The organism is Microcoleus sp. bin48.metabat.b7b8b9.023 (assembly GCF_013299185.1).
In the GTDB taxonomy this organism is placed as follows: Bacteria; Cyanobacteriota; Cyanobacteriia; order Cyanobacteriales; family Microcoleaceae; genus Microcoleus.
In genome coordinates this window covers 51322-72185 of record NZ_JAAFKG010000033.1, presented here as the reverse complement: position 1 = coordinate 72185, position 20864 = coordinate 51322, and the positions used below count along the sequence as shown (strand labels likewise).

Annotated in this window: 21 protein-coding genes; 16 read left to right on the top strand and 5 right to left on the bottom strand. The window is 46.9% G+C overall.

Translation table 11 applies throughout. The annotated features are described in order from the left end of the window. Window positions 1-138: 138 nt before the first annotated feature. The 12 genes from QZW82_RS19185 to QZW82_RS19130 all read left to right on the top strand — a co-directional run bounded on the left by QZW82_RS19185 (window position 139) and on the right by QZW82_RS19130 (window position 7909). Window positions 139-753, top strand: a complete 615-nt coding sequence (locus tag QZW82_RS19185) for a hypothetical protein (RefSeq protein ID WP_293151217.1) — start codon at window positions 139-141, stop codon at window positions 751-753. Then, window positions 754-1584 carry a hypothetical protein gene (locus tag QZW82_RS19180; protein WP_293151214.1) on the top strand — a complete coding sequence of 277 codons (831 nt, stop codon included), beginning with the start codon at window positions 754-756 and terminating at the stop codon, window positions 1582-1584. Further along, window positions 1577-3421 (top strand): hypothetical protein, encoded by a 1845-nt coding sequence (locus QZW82_RS19175; protein ID WP_293151211.1) that lies wholly within the window; start codon window positions 1577-1579, stop codon window positions 3419-3421. Before QZW82_RS19180 ends, QZW82_RS19175 begins: the two co-directional genes overlap by 8 nt. A 2-nt stretch (window positions 3422-3423) precedes the next feature. Next, window positions 3424-4215: a hypothetical protein gene (locus tag QZW82_RS19170; RefSeq protein ID WP_293151208.1), complete on the top strand. Its 792-nt coding sequence runs from the start codon at window positions 3424-3426 to the stop codon at window positions 4213-4215. Beyond that, the gene (locus tag QZW82_RS19165; protein ID WP_293151205.1) at window positions 4212-4562 is read left to right on the top strand and encodes a hypothetical protein; all 351 of its coding nucleotides are present in this window, start codon (window positions 4212-4214) and stop codon (window positions 4560-4562) included. Before QZW82_RS19170 ends, QZW82_RS19165 begins: the two co-directional genes overlap by 4 nt. After that, window positions 4559-5374 (top strand): hypothetical protein, encoded by an 816-nt coding sequence (locus QZW82_RS19160; RefSeq protein WP_293151202.1) that lies wholly within the window; start codon window positions 4559-4561, stop codon window positions 5372-5374. Before QZW82_RS19165 ends, QZW82_RS19160 begins: the two co-directional genes overlap by 4 nt. A 176-nt stretch (window positions 5375-5550) precedes the next feature. Then, on the top strand, window positions 5551-5916 hold the full coding sequence (locus tag QZW82_RS19155) for a hypothetical protein (protein ID WP_293151199.1): 366 nt from the start codon (window positions 5551-5553) through the stop codon (window positions 5914-5916). A 64-nt stretch (window positions 5917-5980) separates the two neighbouring features. Next, window positions 5981-6202, top strand: coding sequence for a hypothetical protein (locus QZW82_RS19150; protein ID WP_293151196.1), 222 nt, complete (start codon window positions 5981-5983; stop codon window positions 6200-6202). Between the two features lie 20 nt (window positions 6203-6222). Next, a complete protein-coding gene (locus QZW82_RS19145; RefSeq protein WP_293151193.1) occupies window positions 6223-6666 on the top strand; it encodes a hypothetical protein in 444 nt (147 codons plus the stop codon). 36 nt (window positions 6667-6702) lie between these two features. Next, on the top strand, window positions 6703-6912 hold the full coding sequence (locus tag QZW82_RS19140; RefSeq protein ID WP_293151190.1) for a hypothetical protein: 210 nt from the start codon (window positions 6703-6705) through the stop codon (window positions 6910-6912). Window positions 6913-7038: 126 nt separating this feature from the next. Continuing rightward, the gene (locus QZW82_RS19135; protein WP_293151187.1) at window positions 7039-7263 is read left to right on the top strand and encodes a hypothetical protein; all 225 of its coding nucleotides are present in this window, start codon (window positions 7039-7041) and stop codon (window positions 7261-7263) included. A 211-nt stretch (window positions 7264-7474) separates the two neighbouring features. Then, entirely contained in the window at window positions 7475-7909 is a 435-nt protein-coding gene (locus tag QZW82_RS19130; RefSeq protein ID WP_293151184.1) for a hypothetical protein, read from the top strand. Between the two features lie 208 nt (window positions 7910-8117). Here QZW82_RS19130 and QZW82_RS19125 read toward each other — a convergent pair whose 3' ends face one another. The 4 genes from QZW82_RS19125 to psbD form a co-directional block, all read right to left on the bottom strand. Beyond that, complete coding sequence (locus tag QZW82_RS19125; protein WP_293151181.1) at window positions 8118-11411, bottom strand: GAF domain-containing protein; 3294 nt, start codon at window positions 11409-11411, stop codon at window positions 8118-8120. 307 nt (window positions 11412-11718) lie between these two features. After that, on the bottom strand, window positions 11719-12816 hold the full coding sequence (locus QZW82_RS19120) for a transposase (protein WP_366665050.1): 1098 nt from the start codon (window positions 12814-12816) through the stop codon (window positions 11719-11721). Window positions 12817-13430: 614 nt separating this feature from the next. Beyond that, window positions 13431-14810: a photosystem II reaction center protein CP43 gene (gene psbC / locus QZW82_RS19115; protein ID WP_293151178.1), complete on the bottom strand. Its 1380-nt coding sequence runs from the start codon at window positions 14808-14810 to the stop codon at window positions 13431-13433. A 156-nt stretch (window positions 14811-14966) separates the two neighbouring features. Continuing rightward, complete coding sequence (gene psbD / locus QZW82_RS19110; protein WP_293151173.1) at window positions 14967-16025, bottom strand: photosystem II D2 protein (photosystem q(a) protein); 1059 nt, start codon at window positions 16023-16025, stop codon at window positions 14967-14969. A gap of 202 nt (window positions 16026-16227) precedes the next feature. Between psbD and QZW82_RS19105 the strand changes: the two genes are divergently transcribed. Together QZW82_RS19105 and QZW82_RS19100 are read left to right on the top strand one after the other, a co-directional pair. Beyond that, complete coding sequence (locus QZW82_RS19105; RefSeq protein WP_293151170.1) at window positions 16228-16794, top strand: photosystem I assembly protein Ycf4; 567 nt, start codon at window positions 16228-16230, stop codon at window positions 16792-16794. A gap of 148 nt (window positions 16795-16942) precedes the next feature. Continuing rightward, window positions 16943-17728: a peptidylprolyl isomerase gene (locus QZW82_RS19100; RefSeq protein ID WP_293151167.1), complete on the top strand. Its 786-nt coding sequence runs from the start codon at window positions 16943-16945 to the stop codon at window positions 17726-17728. On the opposite strand, the gene QZW82_RS19095 is transcribed toward QZW82_RS19100, so the two are convergent. Then, entirely contained in the window at window positions 17729-17854 is a 126-nt protein-coding gene (locus QZW82_RS19095; protein ID WP_293151164.1) for a hypothetical protein, read from the bottom strand. It lies immediately after the preceding gene. A 309-nt stretch (window positions 17855-18163) separates the two neighbouring features. Between QZW82_RS19095 and QZW82_RS19090 the strand changes: the two genes are divergently transcribed. Both QZW82_RS19090 and QZW82_RS19085 read left to right on the top strand, forming a co-directional pair. After that, a complete protein-coding gene (locus QZW82_RS19090) occupies window positions 18164-19372 on the top strand; it encodes a beta-ketoacyl-ACP synthase (protein WP_293151161.1) in 1209 nt (402 codons plus the stop codon). Between the two features lie 341 nt (window positions 19373-19713). Continuing rightward, the gene (locus QZW82_RS19085) at window positions 19714-20808 is read left to right on the top strand and encodes an ATP-binding protein (RefSeq protein ID WP_293151158.1); all 1095 of its coding nucleotides are present in this window, start codon (window positions 19714-19716) and stop codon (window positions 20806-20808) included. Window positions 20809-20864 lie beyond the last annotated feature (56 nt).

Sequence of the window (20864 nt, the reverse complement as noted above, 5' to 3'; positions counted from 1 at the left end):
CAGTGAGGGAATAATCAAAAATTAAGAAGTTGCTCTTTTATCTATTTCAGCAACTTCTTAAGAAAAGATTGGCTGCAAAATACCAACAAAATATTATTTAAACTGAGGTTAGCTCTGAAGAAACAAGCTGGAACCTCTGTGACAAATATTGTAGTCAATGCCAATGGAACGATAAAGGGAGTCGATGCGGCCGGCGCAGCAACTCCCGGCGTGGCAACCTTGGGGGGAATGATTTATCAATTGGCGGTACTAGGCGTAAGGGGTCAAGCCGATAGCGCACTAAACCCGCAGCGATTGGATTACTTGTCCGTCGCTGAGGACAGAGAGGAAAAAATTCAAGGAGTTGCGAACAACAACGGGGGAGTTTGCACTATCAGTTTTACCCCTCCATGCCAAACGATTTCACTACCTTTTGCACAGCCAACACAGATAACAGTTCCCGACTATCTGACAGCACCGAGCATCGGATACACGATCGGATCTGGTGGAACTCCTACTTTTACATCTGTTGCTTGGACAACAGCTTTAGCTGATGCAATTCGCTTGATGAATTTCTTGCAATTGAAGTTAGACAAGAATCCTCTCAGCCTCGCTCTTGTCGAAAGCTGGCAATTAGCGAGCGCCCGCCCAGGCTCGACGGCGACTTTAGATGCAGAGTTACAAGCAACGGTGAAAATTCCATTGCAAGCTTTTTCCGACGGCTTGGGCGGTTGGAGGTACGCAGGGCTTTCACCATTAGGGAACCTAACATAAATGGCTGATAACTCTCTAAGCGGAACTCGAAGTTTTCGCCGGCAGATTACAGCAGCCGACGGAACTAATATTATTGAAATCCTTAAATGTAGCGATATTTTTAATGAATTCTCTAGCTTGGAAAGCTCTTATTTTATAGGGAGAAGCTTCTATTTAGAAGCCCTAAGCGGCGCTACTTATTTGCCTTCCAAAAAAGAAGCGCCATTCCCACAAACCTTCCCAGAAATGAACGCGGCGGAAAAGATTGCTGCACTGTTGGAAGTAGAGAAAAAGTACCCATTCATAGGCTTGCGGCTGCACGCTCGAAAAGGATCCGGCGCTTGGCAGGCTTTAGCAACAAGCTTGTTGCAAAATAGGGGACGGGAGACTACTATCCCGCTGGTTATTCCGTATTTGACAGTTAACCAGATAAAGCTGCTGAGCCCCGATGACAGCTTGGGAGTGTCGATTGTTAACTACGGTCACGGGACTTTAATGAGTGGCGACTACATCAACTTAGAAGGCGATTTCAGGTTTTCATTAGACCTAATCGAGAAACCAAAGGCGAGGGCGATCGGCGTCGCTCAACCTTATGGGATTGATGTATCTACAGCGGTAAGATTTCGCACCGCTAACCCCAATAGAGCGCTACTTTATGTCACGAATGCAGGGGAAAGTCGCGTATGGCTGGCCGGCACGGCTAGCGGTTTGGCCGTTGGATCGGGCATTTTTCTGAGTCCAGGTGGTGGATCGCTTTCACTAACCGATGCGCCGATGCTTACTGGGGAATTGTGGGCGATCGCCGAAAACGGCACTTCACGATTGGCAGGGATGGAAGCAAGTTATGCCTAGCCGATCGTCATCCGCTTCTGCCCCTTCTTCGGCCGCCAGCAGCGGATCGAGCCGGATCGACTTGGGCAAAGATTCGGGCGTCGATATGGGTAGCAAATCCCAGGTGTCGAGTTCCTCTGGTGGCATTGGCATCACGCAGGAAATTGTTACGATCGGGGGCTTGCAGATAGAGGGTGGCGTTTCAGTCGATGTCTCGCCGCTGGACTTGGAAATTTCGAGCAATGGGAAGGACCAAATATCGATCGGCGCCTCTGCTGAAATTCCCGGCGGCTTGCTGGGAGTTGGCGGCGGAATCACGATCGATACTGCCACGGGGGAAGTTAAAGGCGGTTCAATTGGCGGTGAAGTGTTGGGTTTTGGGATTAATGTGTCGAAGGGTGATGAAGGTGTGGGGATGGAACTGTCGTTTCAAATCCCTGGAACTCCAGTTTCGATAAGTCTTGGATTTGGAGAGAAGAAACCAGTACCAACCCCAACCCCAACCCCAACCCCAACACCAACCCCAACCCCAACCCCAACCCCAACACCAACACCAACACCAACCCCAACACCAGGAGCGGAATTGGGTGACGGGCTAGACAAAGTTTTTGTGGTACTAAGTTTCATCTTTGAAGCTTGGGAGAAACGGTCTATATACCAAAACTCTTTCTCTTCTGCTAGCGTGAACGTTTCAACAGGTGAAGTGCCGGATTTTGTCGAAGATTTGGCACGACTACCTTTCGATATTTCCGCTAAAAATCAAGCCAGAAGGGAAGATACAAACTCATTCCCTGGCGCATCTCCCCAAAGCAGAATTCAGACTTTTGAGGGTGCTGGTCGGCTTGTCAAGGGAGGTTTTCTCAGCTACGTGGGTTACGCGCAAGTATGGATTACAAGAACTGATTCAACTGGCACTAGTACTGCCTCGATCGATGGACAACCAGGCCCTTTATGGACAACTTTACTTGGTGTCGATGCAGTAGTGCTATTTGGGACAAAAACAGCTTGTAATCGCTACATAAAAAGCGTTCTAACATCGGGATTTCAAACCCAAAGTTCGGGCAGAAGCATCACCCCAAAAATTGTTAAGGTTGTTCCTGTAGGGTTACAGGAAAAAGCACCATCCCTCCCCCCACCCAACCCACCACCCAGAATAAAAATGGATGAATGCTGTCGCGAATCAATGAGAATGTTGCGAAATCTATCAACAGTAATGCAAGTGGAAAACGTGCTCAAAGGAAAGTATCAAATTCCCGGCGAGTTGTTAGCAATCCCCGAAGAGGGTAAAGATCTGCCCCCTGAGATCCTGAAGACTTACCCGCAAATGGTGAACGCCATTCTGATGACCATCAACCGCCACGGAATGGATGCACCAATCACGGTAGAAATCGAGGATACAGACAAGACAACAGCAGGCGATCAATCGGGTATTTATACCTACAATTCCCCAGGCGTAGCCATGCAAGCAGTCCTGGAAATGCTCCACGAATTAAAAGCAGCCGGAAACGCTCGACTGAGTATCCAAATAGGAATCGCCTTTGCTGTGACGCGAATCCTCAAAATCGCCGCCGGTGTCAGCGAAAGCATTCGCGAAATGATTAAAATGCTGGGAATGCCTTTCCGCTACAAACCCAAAAAGATGCAGCTTGAGTTTAATCTTGCTGGCATCAAGAAAGGTTACGGAAAAGACAGCAAGCCCAAAGAATTTACCGAGATGTCTAAAGAAGAACTGGAAAGCATTATTCCAACCCTATTAGAAGGCTCAGAATGCGACATTCCAGTGCCTACTTTTACCCCATCCGAGGGCGACAATATTAGGCAAATGCTTTGCAAACTAACAATTAGAAAGGAGAAATAACAATGCCCATACCTTTGGTTCTGACTATCGCAAAGGTCGCCTCCGCCGCCGTCAAGCTCAAGCCGTTTATCGTCGCCCTGGGCGGGAAAATTTTCACGGCGACAAGAATGGGAAGCATTAGCAAATTCTTAGGGGGAATTGCCAAACCGGTATTCAGTTTCCTCGGCAAGATTTTCAAGCCAGTTTTCGGATGGGCCGCTAAACTATTCCCTTGGATAGCTGCTGCATTCGCACCGCAGTTAGCTTCTCGTTTGGTGCAATCGGTGCAGCAGTTTTGGCACTTCAACTGGAAAATCTCGGAGAACCAATTGAGGGAAGACATTAAGAGCGCGGTAACTAATCTGTACGAACCTCTAGGAGAATTTGTAGGGCGTTCTATCGCGACGGTTCTCGTCGGCAGGGGGCTGGGCGGGAATAACATTCCCAAAGTGAGAATCAACACCGGGCAACTAGCTAGACTCATAGAGCTATCTGGTGGCAGTGAGACTATAAGAGATAGTTTGATAGATGCAGTTACGGATATTTGGTATGCGGTAAAATCGGCTGCTCAGTTGATTTTAATGAAATTCTTGTATCTCAATGGCAGGCAGTTTATAGAAAAAGTCACGGGGCAGGAACTCGGGGGCGAGAAAGAAGGGGAAAGTTTCATTTTTGCCGAAAAGTTTGAGGAAAAAATACGCGACATTGTCCCGGGCGAAGAAGCGCAAGACGCTGTTATAAACGGGTTTGAAGTGTTCTTCGACACCATAGGAGATTTATTGACCGAGGAAGACTTGTACGCAGAGTATGTATGACGACTAAACCAAAGAAACCGGGTGCGGGGAATGGTAAAGGTAAAGGTAGGAAGCCTTCTCCCAGCCAAGAGAAGGCTGGTTTCAAAGAAGAGTTAGCCTCTAGAATTGAATCCGAGCATGAATCAGTTCAATTCGACGCTGGCATAACTGTTAGTAAAATTGAGCAATCTTTGGGAGTAGGAAACTTAAAAGTCTATTTTCAGGAAGTCGAAAACAATTTTGCTAATTCCAGGATATCGGTAAAAAGCAAACCTGAGAAGGTTGAATCTTCGCTTATAAAAATCAAGAAACTCTCCGGTTCTCGGCTAAAAAGACGCAGGAAGCAAAGGGGAAAAATTAGCAAGTGAAAAACCCGCAACTAGAAGCGCTCAAAAAAGAAGCTTTTCGTAAGTTATCCGAGCAGGAATCGGTGACGGTCATCAAGGGCAAGGATGAGGATTCTGGCGCTCGTTTCGCCCTGTACGAGATGGAACTCGACGGGGTGAAAATGCTGCTATCGGGTGCGGAACCTTTGATTCCCTTGCAGGTGAGTTTGCTCAAGGCGATCGACGATTTGATTAAAGCCCGCCTCCGACAGGCTGGCGCCTCCGGCGGGCGAAACTCTGATGTGGCGATGTTAAGCGGTCATCCTAAAATCTACCTGCATTTTGAGGAGGAGAAACCGAAGGGCGGCAGAAGGCCGAAAGAAGGGACGCTGAGTTTTAGATTGATGGACGAAACTGACTCCTCAATTACTGTTTCAAATGTCAAAAAAATTGCCCTAAAAATCGGACAGGTTTTCGGCAAAAGGGAGGGGTATTTTTGGGACAAGGGTAAAAGATACGTTAATTACAATCATTGGGAATTGGGGTACAAGCTGCAAATCCTCAGTCCGTCCGTGGCGAAGGGGAAAAAGTTAATTGAGGATGTCTTGAGCCTTCAAGGGCATCTCTTCGATCCCGCCCGGATGACCTTCAGCCAAAACCAGGGGGAAGCAAAGGCTTTCCCTGCCAATCCCGGCAACAAGCGCATTTTGGGAGAAGAAGTGAAGCTTCCCGAGCGCAGGCCGGACTGTGAGGTTCGCTTTCGGTACGCCGAAATCGAGCTAGGCGGTCTCCAGCAAAAAATGATAATTTTCTCTGCCAGTAGCAACCACCCCACTGACCCAAAGTTTAGGTAAAGGGTCTGCTTAATAATTCTTTACAATCGCTGTGTTTAAATTGCGATCGCAAATCCGGAAGGTTGCAACCTTCCACGCTGTTTCAGGCACGCGCTAAACGCTTGTCTAGCAAGGGTTGCGGGATGATGGCGAGGCGAACTACTGTGTTGTCATAGCCCAAAAAAAATACGAACGATATGGCAAAACCAAAACGAGCAGCTTTCTTTCTAGACATCAACGCGACTTCAGTAGTGGAGTTGCAGCTTGTCGAAAAGAATATAACCGCGATTGCTACCGAGCTGGGATACACCAAGGTTCCCGAAAACGGGGCTTTACCAGCTAACAAAACATTGGTCGGTAACTCCAAAGAAGATGCCTTGGAATTGGGATGCCTGCCACTCCGAATCGCCTACAGAAAAGGTACTAAACTGCAATCAGCGCTGTTGCTGTGTCCTCCATCAAAGGCGGATACGGTATTTAAAAGCCTAGTGGGTAAGACTTACGATGGGAATAGGATTGTCAAAGTCCGCCCTGTTCGCCGCCGTCGCTACACGATCGCCTAATAATTAGCTTGGATGCCAGGCTTAGTGCTGGCTTGCATTTGTAGTAGTAAAATCTTAAACCAACATGGAAAAATACGTCATCATTGACTTCGATTTGGCAACTAACGCCATTCTCGGGTACCTCTCGGATGCTGGGACATACGCAACCTCTCCCGATATCAACCAAGCTGTGACTTTCGATAGCAGAGATGAAGTGCGCTATCAACTAGGGGTAATGCTAAAAGACCGGCCGGCCCGTGAATATCGGTATCGAGCCGTAACTCAATCATTGGTATTAGTACCGTAGTTCTTTGGCCTTGATAAGTAATGCCATTAGATAGAGAAGAAGATTGGCAGACATTTTTTCAAGGTTCCTTCACGCGGGCCCGAACCGGAATTTATCAAGGAAGGTTTGAGCCGATCGCCGGGCCGCAAATATTCAACAAATCTTTTATTAGAGTCCTCGCACAGTCGCCGGGAGCGAGGCGAACTTGGTGGCTGGCTGGAACTCTAATTCAAGAGATAGGGTTTGGGATGGAATTCCAGAGATGGAAAGTCCCAATAGGGGTGAAAAATATCATCAAGGTTGAGTACAGCGACAAGTATAGGCTCCGGTTTCTTCCGGTTCCTTGGCTTCTTGATTTGCTTCTTCAAATTGATGTTTATGCAGGGGAAGAAGCCGAAGAAGGCCCTACAGTCGAGCAATCGACTGAGCAACTGCTAGACCTTACCAGTCAGCTAGAAAACCTGATCGATATTGGAAGCCTTTGACGCGCAAAAAACAACTCATCAAAGAGGTAACAAATCATGGATGCAACATTTGCTCAAGCCGTTGTCGAAATTTTCTCCATCAATTTCCAAATCTTGAAACAAATCGACGAACGGACTGGTGGCTCAGGAGAGAACGAAACCCGGATGAACGAGGCACTCGCGGCTTTGCAAAACATTTCCGCTCAAATGTCGTCGGTAATTCTTGATGCTCCTGCGCCTGAATCCTCGACGGAACCCGCGCAGTAATTTAATGTGGCGAACCGGGGCAGCACCGGCGGAGGCGGGTTTTTAACCGCAGCCTCTGAAAGCTCGTGCAAGAGCTAGCCACCCACTATCTAGAAACTTGCTATTAAGAATTGGCGCTAAGAAACCGTGGAATTAATTTCGACTCTTCTAAAAGTAGATCTAGCTGTACTAACTGTGATTCTGGGAATCATAGGTTTCTTGTGGAAATCCATCAGAGACATTACGGCTGAGGCAGAGGCAGACGCCACCGATCGTGCTGAAGGAAAAGCCACTCTTAAGTTTTATGGAAAGCGGCTCGACAACCTTGAAGATTGGCGGGCCGCCATTTCAGAAATCAGGAGGTCACAGTAATGCCAATACAGGCGGCAGAAAAACTTTTAGCCGATCCGGCTGCACCAACAGACTCGCTTTTGGAACTTATCCCTTGGTTTACTAGGGATATCTTAAGTCTTAGGTCTCGAAAAAAATGTGCACAAAATCAAAATCTGATCGACGAAATTGACAAAGAGATAAGTGCAAATGAGGCGGCATTGGACAACGTAAAAAAGGAGATTGTACGTAGATGCAGTTAACTTTCACTATGGATTTAAGCGTTGCTTCCGAGCTTTTGTACGGCAGCCTGAAACTTATTTATCCAGACAAGAAGATAATCGACTATCTGGCCACTTCCGGGTGTGCTGGCTGGCAACAGCCCGGCGATGAGTGGGTGCGGGGCAAAGGCCCAATACCCGGAGGTGATTATCAAATTCCTACCGATCCTTACTGGTTGGAGACACGCGGAGTCGAAGGGCTTTTCTTTCACATTACGCCGGATCCGGTCGTGTCAGAAAAAGGCATCCGGGCTGAGCTTGGAATTCACTTTGACGCCAATGTACCGGGTACTGCCGGCTGCATCGGGCTGATAAACGAAGATGGTTGGCGCGGATTTTGCGATCGGATGGCTGCGATCGCCGATAGTGGCATTAAGTCTTTGCCGTTAAAAGTCCGCTACCCCTGAATTATTACTGGGGATTCAATTTACCATGTTTTGGGGCCAACCTATTCTGCGAGCAACGCTTGCGGGCGATCGAACTCTCTTCAACTCGGCGGTTGAAACGCAGACTCTACATCAACAAAGCTAACCTTAGGGTGCGTCACGGGGCCGGAATCCTTGAGCAGGTGACGAAAACATTTAGCCCGCTGACGCACCCTACAATAACTAATGACTACTGACTGCTGACTGCTCGCTGATGTCGGATCGGAATCTCGATCGCAAATTCAGTACCCTTGCAAGATTCTGAACTGCACTTTAAAACACCGCCGTGTTTCTCTACCACAATTTGGTAACTAATTGACAGTCCCAATCCAGTACCTTTGCCCACCGGCTTAGTCGTGAAAAAAGGGTCAAATATGCGTTCTCTAATCGATTCCGAAATTCCCGAACCGTTGTCAGCAATCCGAATCACCGCGCTCGGAACATTGCCATTAAGTTGACCGACAGCAGTAGAGATTTTAATTTGAGGACTCACTGAATTGCGATCGCTCAACTTTTCCGATTGCAAAGCATCGATCGCATTTCCGATCACATTCATAAACACCTGATTCAACTGTCCAGCATAACACTCAACCAGAGGCAAATTGCCGTACTCCTTAACTAGCAGAATGTTGGCACTATCCGAACTAGATTTCAGCCTGTGCTGCAAAATTAACAGCGTGCTGTCAATGCCCTCGTGAATATCGACATCCTTCATTTGACTTTCATCCAAACGAGAGAAAGTCCTCAAAGACAAAACTATTTGACGAATGCGATCGGCTCCCACCTGCATAGATAATAGCAACTTCGGCAAATCTTCCACCAGAAATTTCAAGTCAATATCTTCTGCCAACTCGCCAATCTCAGGACTAGAATCGGGATATTGCTGCTGGTAAAGTTCCAGCAAACTTAGCAAGTTTTTAGTATAATCAGTAGCGTGATTGAGATTGCCGTAAATAAAATTAACTGGATTGTTAATTTCGTGAGCAATGCCCGCCATCAGTTGCCCCAAACCAGACATTTTTTCAGTCTGAATCAATTGAGCTTGAGTGTGCTGCAAATCCTTTAAATTTTGAGCTATTTGTGCTGATTGGCGTCTGGTTTCCTCCAGCAAATCGGCTTGTTGGATAGCTGCGCCTAACTGATTGGCAATCTGAGCTAAAAACTTAACTTCTGAACTTTCCCAACAGCGCGGCCCAGAATGTTCGTAGGCTACCAACAAACCCCAAAGTTCTTGTCCTACAAAAATCGGCGCTATCGCATATGCCTGCACCTGAAAATGCTCTAAAATAGTGAAGTTGCACTCCGAGTGACAAGCTTGATAGATATCGTCAACGACTAGAATCTCATTATTGAGATACCGGCCGCCTCGGTGTTCCTGCAAATAACTATTTTCCCAAACCGTATTGATATCTTCGCCTACCAATCTGATCCAACCGTCTTTCACAAACTCGGCAACATATTTTCCGCTCCAATCAGAATTAAAGCGATATACAGCAATTCTATCAACCTGCATAAACTGACAAACTTCTTGAGTTGCTGTCTTAAAAATTGCATTAATATCGAGAGATTCTCGAATCTTTACTACCACTTCAAATAGTATCCGCTGCTGTTCAGTAGCTTGCTGCAAATCAACAGCTTGCTGCTGAGTTTGAGCGAGCAAATCCGCTTGTTCTAGAGCGATACTTAACTGAGCAGAAACTTGAGTGAGAAACTGAATTTCGGAAGATTCCCAGTTGCGGGGAGCCGAACACTGATGCACGCATAGCAGCCCCCAAAGCTCGCTGCCTTTCATTACGGGTGCAACTAAAGTCGCTTTAATCTGAAATTGCTCCAATATTTTCCGAAAGCAATCTTGTAATTCGGCTTGTCTGATGTCTGCCAATGCGTGTACTCGCCCCTGAGAGTAAAGATTGGCGTAGTTTTCTCCAAAACAGCGATCGTTGACTCGGACTGCCATTGCCGATCTAAAATCTGGAAAAACATCTTCGGCAACGAATTCGCCGTCGTTAAATTCCGATGCGGGATCGAAACGGTAAACCCCAACGCGATCGGCATTTAAAGCCCCTCGCACTTCCTGGGACATCGTGGTAAAAATATCGTTCAAGTCGAGAGATTTCCGCATTTTAGCCACCACTTCAAACAGCACTCGCTGCTGTTGAGTTAACTGTTGCATTTGATCTGTACGTTTTTGAACTTTATTTTCTAGATTTGCGTTAAGTTCTTCTATTTCTTGGTACAGCTTGTATTGGTTAATTGCCTGAGAATAATGGCTACAAAAAGTTTGTAATAATTCTATTTCTTCAACAGTCCATTCGCGAGTTTGGGCTGTTTTTGACTCTTTCCACGCTTCAAAAGATATCCGAGATTGAGCGAGTCGTCCGTCGGTATCTAATTGTCCTGCCCAGAGAGTTTCGGTGTCAAATTCTTCTCTAAAAATGCTCAAGTAACCGAATATTTGCTGCCTGGTTCTGAGTGGTGCGATTAAAATGCTGCGGATTTTTGTCGATCGAAATGCAGGTTGCAGGCTTCTCAAACTGCTAATTTTGTACAAGTCGGGAATTGCCCAAACCTGTTGCTCGCTGGAGTTAAAATATTCGTGCCAGACGCTGTATAGCTCTATCTGCTGGTATTTGGCAGAAATAGGCATTCTCGGGCCTGAGCCACAAGTGTAGACTTTGAGTGCCTCTGTGGAATTGTCCGAGTAAGGTAGTAAACTCGCGAGATTGTTGCTGTGGAAAATGCAAAGCCTGCCGCCTGCTGCCTCTAGTGCAGCTACACATTCTGTCAAAGCTGCTTGCAGTTCGATCGCGGGCTGGGAGTGCAGGGCTGCTGCGACGCGGTTGACGGCAGCTTCACGCTCAGCTTTGGCCTTGGTTCGCCAGAGGATGGTTGATTGGGCGATCGCGACGGCGAGCTGATCTGCCACCATCTGAACGTCTTGCAGTTCCTCCTCTGCGACACTCCGGGACTGGGAGTGGTGAGATACCAACAACCCCCACAATTTTTGGTCGTGAAAAATTGGTACTACCAAGGAAGCTTTAACGCCGAGTGCAGACAAGTATTCAGCGTGGCAGGGGTCGATCGGCCTGTACAGCACTTCATCGGGCAGCATTTGACCGGAAACCTCGTCGCGGCGGGGACTTTGACCTAGCAACCCGGAATCGATATCGACGATCGATCGCACCTGTACTTGGGCGAACAGTTCGCGGGCTTGAGGGGGAATATCGTCTGCTGGAAAATGCAGCCCCAATAATGATGGCAAGCGGTTGCCGTTAATTGATTCAGCAATCACTTCACCGCTGCCATCGCTATGAAATTTATAGATTTTTACCCTGTCTGTTCCCAAAAACGATTGAAGTTCCGCTGCTGTGGCGCTGAGAATTTCTGGCAATTCTAGGGAGCGGCGAATGCGGTTGGCGATGCGATCGAGTAAATTTGCTCGATCGTAAATCACCTTGACATTTTGGATCTTTAATGAGTCCATTCTTAATCTTTTGCTTTCCCAGCAATAATAATAATTGGCTAAAAAGTTTTGTGGGTGTTATCAATTTTTGCAAGCACAGGCATTTAATAAAAGTAGATGAGTTTTGCACAGCTAAGGATCTACCTTCAAACTGCAACTTCCTATGGCAATTTTCAATTTTGTGTCATTAAAACTTTTGTACCTTAATTAAATATAAACTTTTTGACAAACCTCTGCCTAAAGGCGAGAGGATTCTTGCTTCGCAGGGATTCCGACGAATTTACCCTCTGCAAGCATCTTGACCGTATGCCCTACGGCTGCAAGTCCTCTACTTAGAACTAAAGCGAGCTGCTGCAACATCTCTATCGGTTGTGTAACCGCAATTTGAGCAAATATGAGTACGCTCAGAAAGCTCTTTTTTACCTGTTACGACACCGCAATTTGGACAAATCTGACTCGTTTTCTTCGCATCCACTTTTTGGAAGTACACCCCACGTTTCCTACAGGTTTGTTCCAAAATAGTGAAAAATTGACCCCATCCAGCGTCTAAGCAGTGCTTGCCCAGCATCCCTCTGGATAGTCCAACTAAATTTAAGTCCTCAACGAATACCATCCCTACATCATTGCAAATTTGATGAGAGATTTTGCGATGCCAATCTGAGCGACAATTAGCCACGTATTCGTGCAAAAGAGCAACTTTTTTCTGAGCTTTCCGCCAGTTATTTGAGCCAATGCGCTTTTTACTTACACGTTTTTGCAGCAATTTCAGCTTGCGTTCTGCGTCTATAAAAAACCTTGGCCTCTTGACTAAAAGACTGTTAGAAGTTGCTATGAAATTCGTTAGTCCGACATCGATTCCTAGGGGATTTCCGTGTGGCATTACCTCGGGAAGTTTTACGTCCCATGCAACGGTCAGCATTACATACCAGCCGGATGCACGATTTACCACCCGTGCCTGCTTAATAATTCCACCATCGGGAATCGTTCGAGATTGCCAAAATCTTACCCAACCAATTACAGGCAGTTTCACACTACTATTTTGAATTGGGTTTAAACTTAGTTGTGGAAACACAAAAGACCTCATAGTTCCCCTTTTTTTGAATCGGGGAAATCCGTGATTTTGTTCCCACATACTTACAAATGCCTTTTCTAGTCGGCGCAGCACTTGTTGTAAAGCTTGAGCATTGATACGTTGTAATGCAGGGCTGGTTTTCCTGTATGCAGTTAAGGCTTTACATTGAGTTGAGTAAGTTGGTCTGGGTGTTTCAGCTCTGATGATGAATTCCGAGCGAAGCGAACAAGCGTCAATCCGACATTTTCGCGAATTATACCAATCTTTACGTTCTTGCAGGGCATAATTATAGACCTTGCGACATTGTTCCAACCAATCCTCAAATATTGCTACTTGTGTTTTTGTTGGTTTCAATTTGAATTCATAAGTCAGATTGAACACTTGCATCACCTCCTTGTTTGATTTTACTAGATTTCTACAAAATAGCAAGAAGATTTCTAGAATAAAGTCGTGCTGGAAGGACGAGGCTCTAACCCCTAATTTTGGTAGAGCCGGCCTGCAAGTTCTTTACCCGAGCTCATCAAAATTATCAAGTTTCAATAATTTTGGAGTTATATTATTTCCGGTTACATCGGAATTATACAGTGCTATCACCAAAGAGCGATCGGAGACAGCACTGCACGATCGCAAAATTATTATTCCGCCAACAATACTTCAGACCGTTTTAGCTGCGATCCTGTGTCCGAAAACCTTACTGGCTATATAGTAGATTATTTGTTTAAGTTTTAGTCGATCGCGATCGTTGCCTAAAATGCGTTAAAAATGGCAGGACTTCTTCGCCATCGGCTTAAAGGCCCGTTAAAAAACAGTCCGAAGTATCGATCCAAACGCAAAGGATATTATTTAGACAAAGGCTTTTTATCGTATCGCAACGTCACTTTTCCGAGATATTGGCTCAAAAAAAAAGCTCCTGCCGTTAAGCAGGAGCCTTTTTCGATTAGACAATCAAATCAGCACAAAGGCGATGATTAGTCCAAATCAGGCATAGAAAGAACCGCTTCATTTTCGCGATTGATACCTTTTTCAAAGCCAGCGACAGCCGCGCGAGCGCGACCAGCGTGCCACAAGTGGCCGATCAAGAAGAAGAAACCCATCACAAAGTGGAAACAGGCCAACCAAGAACGGGGAGAAGTATAGTTAAAGGCGTTAACTTCAGTTGCCAAGCCGCCCACAGAGTTCAAAGAACCCAAAGGAGCGTGAGTCATGTACTCAGCAGCGCGGCGAGCTTGCCAAGGCTGAATATCATTCTTGATTTTGTTCAAGTCCAAACCGTTAGTACCGCGTAAGGGTTCCAACCAAGGGCCTTGGAAATCCCAGAAACGCATCGTTTCACCACCGAAAATGATTTCGCCAGTAGGAGAGCGCATCAGGTATTTACCCAGACCGGTAGGGCCTTGTGCAGAACCGACGTTAGCACCCAAGCGTTGGTCGCGGATCAGGAAGGTCAAAGCTTGTGCTTGAGAAGCTTCCGGGCCCGTCGGGCCGTAAAATTCGCTAGGGTAAGCAGTATTGTTGAACCAGACAAAGCAGCAAGCGATGAAGCCCATGAGGGACAAAGCGCCCAAGCTGTAGGACAGGTAAGCTTCGCCAGACCAGATTAAGGCGCGACGAGCCCAGCCGAAAGGCTTGGTCAAAATGTGCCAAACACCACCAGAGATACAAATCAGGCCGAGCCAGATGTGACCGCCGATGATGTCTTCCATGTTGTTAACGCTGAGCAGCCAGCCTTCGCCACCAAAAGGAGCGCGAACCAAGTAGCCAAAAATCACAGCGGGGTTGAGGGTTGGGTTCGTGATAATACGCACGTCGCCGCCGCCCGGAGCCCAAGTGTCATAGACACCGCCGAAGAACATGGCCTTAGCAACCAGCAGCAAGCAACCGCCACCCAATAAAATCAGGTGATAGCCGATGATGTTGGTCATCTGGTTCTTGTCTTTCCAGTCGTAGCCGAAGAAGTTCGAGTATTCTTCGAGAACTTCTGGGCCGCGAACAGCGTGATAAATGCCGCCCAAACCGAGAACAGCAGAGGAAATCAAGTGCAGAACGCCGACTACGAAGAAGGGGAAGATATCCGTGACTTCACCGCCGGGGCCGACGCCCCAACCCAAAGTAGCGACGTGGGGCATCAAGATTAAGCCCTGTTCGTACATGGGTTTTTCTGGGATAAAGTGAGCGACTTCAAACAAAGTCATTGCTCCGGCCCAGAACACGATCAAACCAGCGTGAGCGACGTGTGCGCCCAGCAGTTTGCCTGAGAGATTGATCAAACGAGCGTTGCCTGACCACCAAGCGAATCCGGAGGATTCTTGGTCGCGACCGCTTGCATAGGAATTAGAGAGCGTTACCACGCGGTAGAACCTCCAACGATGTTAGTTTTTGGATTTCGGTTTTTTTGTTCTCCGGGTGACCGCAGGAGCACTGCGTCCACCCGGTGAATAGGAATTTGGATTTCTAGTTTGAATTTAAAAAACATAAATTAAGCTGAAATCCAAATCCTGATTTTTTTAAAGTGCGTTACCGCGAGGCAGAACTTCTTCAGGGAAGATGAAGTTTTCGTGGGGTTGGTCGGTCGGAGCCATCCAAGCACGAATGCCTTCGTTAAGCAGAATGTTCTTAGTGTAGAACGTTTCAAACTCAGGATCTTCAGCAGCGCGCAATTCTTGTGATACGAAGTCATAAGCACGCAGGTTTAATGCTAAACCGACGATACCGATGGAGCTCATCCACAAGCCTGTGACGGGTACGAACAGCATGAAGAAGTGCAACCAACGTTTGTTGGAGAAAGCAATTCCGAAGATTTGCGACCAAAAACGGTTAGCTGTAACCATGGAATAGGTTTCTTCTGACTGAGTTGGGTTAAAAGCTGGGAAAGTGTTTGCACCTTCGCCATCTTCAAACAGGGTGTTTTCCACGGTGGCACCGTGGATAGCGCACAACAGCGCGCCGCCCAAGATGCCTGCAACGCCCATCATGTGGAAGGGGTTGAGCGTCCAGTTGTGGAAGCCTTGCAGGAATAGCAGGAAGCGGAAAATTGCTGCGACGCCGAAACTGGGGGCGAAGAACCAGCCTGATTGACCCAAGGGGTACAGCAGGAATACCGACACAAACACGGCGATGGGGCCGGTGAATGCGAGGGCGTTGTAGGGACGGATGCCGACTAAACGGGCGATTTCGATCTGACGCAGGCAGAAGCCGATCAGTGCGAAGGCGCCGTGGAGGGCGACAAATGCCCACAAACCACCGAGTTGGAACCAGCGGGTGAAGTCCCACTGTGCTTCGGGGCCCCACAGGAACAGCAGGGAGTGTCCGAGGCTGTTGGCTGGGGTGGAGACTGCGACGGTGAGGAAGTTGGCTCCTTCGAGGTAGGAGCTTGCCAAACCGTGGGTGTACCAGGAGGTAACGAAGGTGGTGCCGGTTAACCAGCCACCGATTGCCATGTAAGCGCAGGGGAATAGCAGGATGCCAGACCAGCCTACGAAGACGAAGCGATCGCGCTTGAGCCAGTCGTCGAGTACATCAAAGATGCCTCTTTCGTTCTCGGCGCGTCCGACTGCGATTGTCATTTTGGTAAAATCCTTTTGCTTGTTAAAAGACCAAGGTTTCTAATTAAACTTAACATAACTATATATTATAAGTTCATTAATTTTCAACTAGAACAGCAGGAGTTGATACAGAATCGCGATCGCCCGGTCACGATCGCGCCAGCGGAGTGAGAGTGAGGTAGGCTAGTTGAATTAAAATTTTGGTTTAAGGCTGTTTAAATTTATGACTGCAAAAACAATGACCTCGATCGATTCTGTCCTGCGCTACGAGGTTTTGGGATCTCGTCGCTTCAGCAATTACTGGTGGGCAACGGTTGTCAGCATTGGAGGCACTGGTTTCTTGCTGTCGAGCATTTCCAGCTACTTACACAAGAACCTGCTGCCTTTTGCTGACCCGACTCAGCTTATTTTCATTCCCCAAGGCATCGCGATGGGTTTCTACGGTGTCTGCGCCCTGCTGTTGGGGCTTTACCTGTGGCTGACTGTTCTGTGGGATGTCGGCGGCGGATACAATGAGTTCGATCGCGCGTCAGGTAGCATTCGGATCTTCCGTTGGGGATTTCCCGGCAAAAACCGCAAACTTGATTTTACTTGCAAGACATCGGACGTGCAATCTGTGCGGGTCGATATTAAAGAAGGTCTCAGCCCCCGCCGCAGCATTTATCTTAAGCTCAAAGACCGCCGTCAGTTTCCCCTGACAAGAGTCGGACAGCCCATTTCTTTGTCTGATGTGGAAAATCAAGCTGCCGAATTGGCTCGATTTTTGCAAGTTCCCCTAGAAGGGCTGTAGAGATTTGGGATTTGGGATTTGGGATTTTCGATTTGATATTGGTAATGTTTTGTAGGTTGGACGGCGGGGCGCACAAAATCGATAAATCTAGAGTGCGCCCGGCCATGTACCCGATCTGAATGAAGTGAAAGTGAAAATACAAATGCAAATGCAAATCAAAATTCAGCGGTGGTTCTTCTCACTTTTAATAATTGGCGCGCTGTTTGTCGGGGGATGCGGTAGTTCCCCTGCTGCAAACTCTACTCCGACACCAAATCCGGCGTCGGGTGAAAGCATTTCTTTGTCTCCGTCTCCGCCTCCGTCTCCTGCTGCTGTGGCGGCGAGTTCGCAATTTAGCAATTTGCCGCGCTTGCAAGGAAAAGCAACGGTAGTGATGACGGTTAAAGGTTCTCCGATTACGATCGAACTCGACGGCACAAATGCCCCAATTACTGCGGGCAATTTTGTCGATTTGGTTCAGAAAGGAGTCTACGACGGGCTGGTATTTCACCGAGTGGTGCGGGAACCTCAGCCTTTTGTAGTTCAGGGTGGCGACCCCCAGGGCAAAGACCCTAAATTCCCTGCGTCGCGGCTGGGAACTGGGGGTTTTATTGACCCGAAAACATCTACAGAACGCAGGATTCCTCTGGAAATTAAGGCTAAAGATGCCCCGAGTCCGACTTACAGCCAAACGCTAGAACAAGCTGGGATTGCTCAGAAACCCGTGTTGATGCACACTCGCGGGGCTGTGGCTATGGCTCGATCGCAAAGTCCTGATTCGGCTTCTTCTCAGTTTTACTTTACTTTGACCGATGTGCCGTTTTTGGACGGTAGCTATGCGGTTTTTGGCTACGTGAAGCAAGGGATGGATGTGATTGATAAGATTCAAGCGGGCGATCGGATTGAGAAGGCTACTGTCACCCAGGGTGTCGAAAATTTTAAGGCTGCTAGTTAGTCAGTTGACAGTTGACAGTTGACAGTTGACAGTTGACAGTTGACAGTTGACAGTTGACAGTTGACAGTTGACAGTTGACAGTTGACAGTTGACAGTTGACAGTTGACAGTTGACAGTTGGGAGCATCTCATTTTTGCAAAAAACATTTCTTTTTACAGTGCTGTCCCCGCTCGCTTGGTTTTATAAGCGAGCGGGGACAGCACTATTAAAAACAAAACTGAGATGTACCCTGACAGTTTGCCGTTGGGAGGAAAGCAGTAGTTATTGGTTATTGGTTATTGGTAACAAGCCAAAACTAATACCTGATAACTACGCATCAACAACCAACAAATAATATATTACGCATCAACAACCAACAAGTAATATATTACGAATAACTAATCACAACCAACGAATGACTACTAACGAATAACTACTGCCTTCTACCTGATACTTATGGATGTTGTCGTTACGGGAATTGGTCTTGTTTCAGCGTTGGGGAATCTGGAAAATAGCTGGAAAAGACTGTTGGCTGGAGATTCGGGAATTGAGCAACATCAACCTTTTTTAGAACTTGAACCGCAACTTTTGGCTTTGGTGGGTACAAAACCTGCTGATTTAATAAGTTTAATTTTGCCTGTTTTAGCAGATGCTTTGCAAGATGCTAATTTGACTTTGCCGATTCCTGATTGCGGAATTGCGATCGGTTCTAGTCGCGGCTTTCAAGGAAATTTGGAACAGTTGCTAAGAGAGGGGGAGAGGGGGAGAATTGCCCAATGCCCAATGCCCAATGCCCAATGCCCAATGCCCGATGCCCAATTCCCGATGCCCGATGCCCGATTCCCGATTCCCAATTCCCAATTTGTGGATTTTTTGCCTCATATGGGGGCGATCGCGGTGGCGAGGGCAATTGGCTCGATGGGGCCTGTGCTGGCGCCGATGGCTGCTTGTGCGACGGGCCTACAGTCGATCGCCCGCGCTGTTGATTTAATCCGCACCGGTGAGTGTCAGCGGGCGATCGCTGGTGCTGTTGAAGCGCCAATTACACCGCTGACTGTGGCTGGATTTAACCGGATGGGTGCTTTGGCAAACACCGGCTGTTATCCCTTTGACGAACATCGGGAAGGCTTTGTGCTCGGCGAAGGCGGGGCTTTATTTGTATTAGAATCAAGTGAGTTGGCAAGGCGCCGCAACGCTAAAATTTACGGTCTAATTTCCGGTTTTGGGTTGACAAATGATGCTTTTCATGCTAATTCGCCGGAGTTGGGCGGAAAAAGTGCGATCGCAGCCGTAACTCAATGTTTGAAACGTAGCAATTTAACGGCGGTTGATATAGATTTTATTCACGCTCACGGTACTGGCACTGATTTAAATGACCGACACGAAGCCCTGTTAATTCAGAAATTGTTTCGCCAAGGAGTTGCTGTTAGTTCGACTAAAGGGGCTACTGGTCATACTTTGGGAGCTTCGGGTGCTTTGGGCGTCGCTTTTTGTTTGATGGGTATTAAATACCAGATGTTGCCACCTTGTACTGGCATGAAAAAACCTGGGTTTGAGTTAGATTTTGTGAGGTTTGCCCGATCGACCTTTGTGAGAAATGCGGTTTGTTTGAGTTTTGGCTTTGGCGGGCAGAATGCTGGGATTGTGTTGTCGGGCGATCGTTAATTTTTGGTAATCGAAGGCGATCGGCATTGAAATTGCAGCATCTCTCTACAATTAAAATTTTGTGGGGCGTGTCAAGCTCGTGCGATCGCACTTCTTATTTAAATCTGAGATAAAATACCATATATATGTATTTTAGTCAATTAACTTAGAATGTTGGTGAGATTTCTGGTACCGCTGTGCTAGTCTGGCTCTCCATATCGAGGCTTACCCTTCCCTCAAAGCCAGGGATGCCAGAAAATAACAGCAAATTCCAGCAGTATTGTATTTTATTAACGCATCGATGCTTATAGCGCGAAGATAGAAGAAAGAAACAGTTTCAATTAAGCCTCAGGTATTTTCACATGGATCTGGCATCTCATCGATTTATGTCTTATTTTGAACCTCTTCAAGCTGCTCACCTGTGCCAAATAGCTGTATTGGAAAGTTTTGCTGAAGAAACAGTGGTTTTTGAAGAAGGAGAAACAGCGGATTTTTTATATCTAGTTTTAGAAGGTGAAGTCGAGTTTAGCAAGCAGATTGACAACAGTAAATATCAAACTATTGCTGTCGCTAAGCCCGACGATTTTTTTGGCGAACTCGGAGTTTTAGACGGAGAGCCTCGCAGTGCAAGAGCTGTGGCAGTTGCCGGCTCGACTTTGGCCAAAATAAGCCGCGAAGAATTGATAGCAAACCTCGAGTTTGCTAAAGGCAGTTCAGTAATGCAAATGTTTAGTTTCATTATTAAAAATTTGCGCGCTACCACCGATCAATATGTTAGCCAGTTTGTACACAAACAAAAAATGGTTTTGGTGGGTGAAATGGTGAGCACAATTATTCACGATTTCAAAAGTCCTTTTACGGGAATTAAACTCTCCAGCGAAATGCTCAAAGAAATGCACCCCGATGCTGAAACTCAGGAATGGTGCGAACTTATTCAATTGCAAGTTCAGCGAATGTTGGGCATGGCTGAGGAAGTATTAGAATTTTCGCGGGGTAACTCTGCATTAAATAAAAAACCAGTTAATCTCATCCAGACGTTGCAGCAGTTTGAAAAGTTGAACAGAGTTTATTTTGAGGCAGCAAAAGTAGACTTAGTGCTGCGAGTATCAGAAGTGATAGTAGAAGCTGACGAGAATAAGATTTTGCGAATTTTACAAAATTTAGTTGGGAATGCTGTTGAAGCTTTTGGCGGACGCGGGGGCCGAATAGAGATTATGCTGACACAAAGTGAGGATTGGGCAGAAATTAGCATTTATGATAACGGCCCTGGCATTCCTCAATCAATCAAGGATAAGTTATTTGAACCGTTTATAACCTATGGCAAGCGGACTGGTACTGGTTTGGGAACGGCGATTGCTAAGTCGATTGTTGATGCTCACAAAGGGGAAATTAGTTATGAGTCGGAAAACAAAAAAGGGACAACTTTTTACATCCGCTTGCCAAAAGTTATCCGTTAGCCTGTCGAGTTTAAGTAATGTTTATTTGTCACCACCGAATTCAATCAATCATTTAT

Excerpts from the sequence above, each read along its gene's own strand:
- QZW82_RS19085 (WP_293151158.1), top strand. The coding sequence starts at position 19,714 with ATGGATCTGGCATCTCATCGATTTATGTCTTATTTTGAACCTCTTCAA.
- QZW82_RS19100 (WP_293151167.1), top strand. The coding sequence starts at position 16,943 with ATGCAAATCAAAATTCAGCGGTGGTTCTTCTCACTTTTAATAATTGGC.
- QZW82_RS19155 (WP_293151199.1), top strand. The coding sequence starts at position 5,551 with ATGGCAAAACCAAAACGAGCAGCTTTCTTTCTAGACATCAACGCGACT.
- QZW82_RS19140 (WP_293151190.1), top strand. The coding sequence starts at position 6,703 with ATGGATGCAACATTTGCTCAAGCCGTTGTCGAAATTTTCTCCATCAAT.
- QZW82_RS19180 (WP_293151214.1), top strand. The coding sequence starts at position 754 with ATGGCTGATAACTCTCTAAGCGGAACTCGAAGTTTTCGCCGGCAGATT.
- QZW82_RS19105 (WP_293151170.1), top strand. The coding sequence starts at position 16,228 with ATGACTGCAAAAACAATGACCTCGATCGATTCTGTCCTGCGCTACGAG.
- QZW82_RS19125 (WP_293151181.1), bottom strand. The coding sequence starts at position 11,411 with ATGGACTCATTAAAGATCCAAAATGTCAAGGTGATTTACGATCGAGCA.
- QZW82_RS19170 (WP_293151208.1), top strand. The coding sequence starts at position 3,424 with ATGCCCATACCTTTGGTTCTGACTATCGCAAAGGTCGCCTCCGCCGCC.
- QZW82_RS19165 (WP_293151205.1), top strand. The coding sequence starts at position 4,212 with ATGACGACTAAACCAAAGAAACCGGGTGCGGGGAATGGTAAAGGTAAA.
- psbD (WP_293151173.1), bottom strand. The coding sequence starts at position 16,025 with ATGACAATCGCAGTCGGACGCGCCGAGAACGAAAGAGGCATCTTTGAT.
- QZW82_RS19130 (WP_293151184.1), top strand. The coding sequence starts at position 7,475 with ATGCAGTTAACTTTCACTATGGATTTAAGCGTTGCTTCCGAGCTTTTG.
- QZW82_RS19175 (WP_293151211.1), top strand. The coding sequence starts at position 1,577 with ATGCCTAGCCGATCGTCATCCGCTTCTGCCCCTTCTTCGGCCGCCAGC.
- QZW82_RS19145 (WP_293151193.1), top strand. The coding sequence starts at position 6,223 with ATGCCATTAGATAGAGAAGAAGATTGGCAGACATTTTTTCAAGGTTCC.
- QZW82_RS19095 (WP_293151164.1), bottom strand. The coding sequence starts at position 17,854 with ATGCTCCCAACTGTCAACTGTCAACTGTCAACTGTCAACTGTCAACTG.
- QZW82_RS19090 (WP_293151161.1), top strand. The coding sequence starts at position 18,164 with ATGGATGTTGTCGTTACGGGAATTGGTCTTGTTTCAGCGTTGGGGAAT.
- QZW82_RS19150 (WP_293151196.1), top strand. The coding sequence starts at position 5,981 with ATGGAAAAATACGTCATCATTGACTTCGATTTGGCAACTAACGCCATT.